Origin of the sequence: Paenibacillus sp. GCM10012306 (assembly GCF_042649265.1) — a bacterium.
Lineage (GTDB): Bacteria > Bacillota > Bacilli > Paenibacillales > Paenibacillaceae > Paenibacillus_AQ.
Genome location: NZ_JBHRYW010000028.1, coordinates 1 through 2,610, shown reverse-complemented (window position 1 = coordinate 2,610; position 2,610 = coordinate 1). Strand labels below are relative to the sequence as shown.

2 protein-coding genes and 1 rRNA gene are annotated in these 2,610 nt (G+C 40.0%); all 3 read left to right on the top strand.

From position 1 onward, the window contains the following. Positions 1 to 90: ribosomal RNA gene (gene rrf, locus ACFORK_RS29005) — 5S ribosomal RNA — on the top strand; the annotation flags it as partial. An 881-nt stretch (positions 91 to 971) separates the two neighbouring features. After that, the gene (locus tag ACFORK_RS29000; protein WP_379205545.1) at positions 972 to 1,100 is read left to right on the top strand and encodes a hypothetical protein; all 129 of its coding nucleotides are present in this window, start codon (positions 972 to 974) and stop codon (positions 1,098 to 1,100) included. A 617-nt stretch (positions 1,101 to 1,717) separates the two neighbouring features. Next, positions 1,718 to 1,858 (top strand): hypothetical protein, encoded by a 141-nt coding sequence (locus tag ACFORK_RS28995; RefSeq protein ID WP_379205544.1) that lies wholly within the window; start codon positions 1,718 to 1,720, stop codon positions 1,856 to 1,858. The last annotated feature ends 752 nt before the right edge of the window (positions 1,859 to 2,610 follow it).

Sequence of the window (2,610 nt, the reverse complement as noted above, 5' to 3'; positions counted from 1 at the left end):
CGCGTACCCATCCCGAACACGACCGTTAAGCCCTCCAGCGCCGATGGTACTTGGACCGAAGGGTCCTGGGAGAGTAGGACGCCGCCAAGCACATGAGCCCTTGTTGAGTTAATCAGCAAGGGCTTTTTTGTATTTTCAGAATTGTAATAGGACAGCTTGGAGTCCAAGAGATCGTAGAATTTATCGAATCGATGATAGGAATAGGCTTATTAAGCACTAGTCTAGAGTTCTTCTTAGAGCCTTTAAATGACTTGATTTGTACCTCTAAATGAACAAGAAACAAACTTTGAACCAAATGTAGTTGCTATGGTCTAAAAGGTGAACAAATATTGATTTATTATGAGAAAACATTAAGCGAACAGCCCGTTATGCAAGTCCTCAATTCACCTGCCCTTCACTGAGATGATAGGGGTTCGAATCCCCTATGCCTTATAACTATGGAGGCTTAACTTAGCAAGGAGAGCATATGCCTTACAAGCAGAGGGTCGGGGGTTCGATCTTCAAAGACTCCCCTATGTATTGCATAATGATTTTGCAAATGTAGGATGAAGCAGCCTGGTAGCTTGTCAGGATCATAACCCGAAGGCCACAGGTCCAAATCCTGCCCCCGTAACCAATCTGAGACTGTGGTGTAGTTGGCTTAACATGCTTGCCATGCAGGAGATTGCGGAGGCAATCCCCGTCTCTGCGGCATCTTTTATAATTGATATTCTGATTTGGCGGAATGGCAGATGCGCCAGACTCAAAATCGTTTGTGAAACCGTGGACCTTCGACTCCTCTCGTCGGTATATTTTAATTAGACTCATGAAATGTTTTTAGCATTTCATGAGTTTTTTTGTTTATAAGCACTTATATATGCAGACATGTCTCCATCGAACCTAATTGGGAGCAAATCATGGTTGATGCTACTATCAACATGGAACTGGTCCAAAAAGGGGCAGGATCGGCAAGCCATTAGATGTTCGCGCGGATGTTTAACCACAAAATTCATGCGATGGTGAACGCGCTTGGCTATCCGTTTAGATTTGAATTGACACCTGGCCAGGAGCATGAATGCATCACCAACTATCGCCTTCTTTATGAACTGGGCTTCAGTTAGGGTAAAGTATTAGTGGATCGCGCTTATGATACCAACGTCATTCTTCAGCTTTTGCCTAACCCCGTCAGCACTCTGATGATCCCAAGCAAACGTAATAGGTGGGTAAAGCGCCCGTTAGATAGTGGAACCTATGAAAATGACACGTAATCGAATGGTTTTTCAACAAAATAAAACTATAGACGCCTGGCCACTTGATATGAGAAGCAGATGCATATTTGTGGCCTTTTTTACACTGCTACTCATTTGTTTATGGCACAAACAGGTTGCATACAAGTCCTAGATAGAAAATACCAAAGCATGACTTTGATCTAGTAATCAGTATGTTGTTTAATTACCCTTTAAACGAACGATCAAATTATTCTTATAAGGCAGTGATGAATTGAAGATACCGGGGTATAAGATATTGGATATATCTCTGAGGTACCAGTTACCCTCCAACATAATGAGAACAAAAAGTTAGTTAATCTGGCCGGTTTGCTAAAAGATTTGAGGTTTTATTATCTGAAGGCAGGAGAGAGGGGGGAAATCATCCTGCTGCAAAAAGGACTTGTTCTGTCCAATCAGTTGGCTGTTACTCAGAAAGTCGAAACGGAGATACGCTTCTTGTAAAGGTTGGTATGGGAGAACGTATTGACCTAAATATAGAAGTAGCTGATACTGTAGGACAATATGTTGGACTCGGTGCTTACGTGGATTGTGATGTGAGGCAGAAGCTGTTTAAGGATCAGAATATGGATGCAATTGAACTTTTGAGGTAGCATGTAATGTGCTTTTAGAGATTGGCTAGCAACTTCAAGTTGATAATAAAACTACGATGATTCTTGATAAGACTAAACTTAAGGAACAGTTTGTACAATTTATTCAATATGCCAAGCGAAGTAAATAGAGGCAGAGTGGAGAGATATTCAACTGCCTATAATTATTGAAACTATGACCATGGTTGCTGTACACTATCTAATTTCAAATAAGGAGAGCATATGAAATAAAAGCAGCGGATTCCAATTAACGTGGTTTTCGTATACCTTGAAGTGCTCAACTTAAGGGAAGAAGGGACAGTCTTCGCATGTATGCCCTGTAATGTATCCATTAGTAAAGTTATATTTTTAAATCCCCTAGATTCATTAAGACAAATAAACTGTTGTTTTAAAAATATTATTTACATAAAAGGGGTTGTCTATTTTCTAGTAACATGGTATATTATATATTCATTGACGAACACAAATAATTGTTTGTGGAACGGAATGAGATGAATGATCGGTTGAGTAAAACTTTCTTAAAAAAAGTGTTGCACTATTCCGGAGTTCATGGTATATTATAAGAGTTGCTGCTGAGACATTAAGCAGACAACGAGAACAGCTTGATCTTTGAAAACTGAACAACGAGTGAGTATCGAATTCACGCAAGTGGATTCACAAATGAGAATTTAATTCTCGTCAGATGTTTCAAAATGAGCAATCGCTCTTTCTAAATACCTATTTGGAGAGTTTGATCCTGGCTCAGGACGAACGCT